Source organism: Mycobacterium sp. NGS67 (assembly GCF_059812185.1).
This window is the reverse complement of sequence record NZ_JCALCF010000084.1, coordinates 1-648: the sequence shown is the minus strand read 5'-3', so window position 1 is coordinate 648 and position 648 is coordinate 1. Positions and strand designations below refer to the sequence as shown.

At 65.1% G+C, this 648-nt stretch carries 1 protein-coding gene; it reads right to left on the bottom strand.

Annotated features, from left to right (window positions below; all coding sequences use genetic code 11):
* Window positions 1–496, bottom strand: a 496-nt coding sequence (locus tag AC5Y4D_RS27330) for a transposase (RefSeq protein WP_500038778.1), incomplete at its 3' end; no start/stop codon positions are given.
* Between the last annotated feature and the right edge of the window lie 152 nt (window positions 497–648).

Below are 648 nucleotides of genomic sequence, written 5' to 3'. Positions count from 1 at the left end.
CGCAGAACACGTACGGAAACGCCGTGTGGTTGAGCGTGCGGGTGCGAAACGCCTCGATCTCGCGGTCCAGGCCCGAACAGATCCGGGATACCTCGGACTTGGAGATCCCCGAATCCACGCCGAGAGCGGCCACGAGGTCATCGACGCTGCGGGTGGAGACTCCGTGCACGTAGGCCTCCATAATCACCGCGTGCAGGGCCCTGTCGATGCGCCGGCGCCGCTCCAGCAGCGCCGGGAAGAACGACCCCGAGCGCAGCTTAGGGATCTTGACCTCAATGTCCCCCGACGTGGTCGACACGGTCTTAGACCGGTGTCCGTTGCGGTGAGTGCTGCGGTCCTCGGTGCGCTCGTAGCGGCCGGCGCCGATCTTCTCGGTGGCCTCGGCCTCGATCAGCGCCTGCAGCCCGGTGCGGATCAACTCAGCAAACACCGCCCCGGCGTCAGAGGACTTCAGGGCGTCGAGCTGAGCGAGCAGGGCAGAATGCTCATGGGTCATCGCGTGGTGTGTCCTTTGCTTGAGTCACTTTGGTCGGTAACTCACTGACCACTACGCGATGGCCCACCCCGAAACCCTCAACGACACACCCGGCACAGCCCGGACGCGGTCGATCTCAAGCCCCAAAACCCACCACCCCAGGGGACTTACCC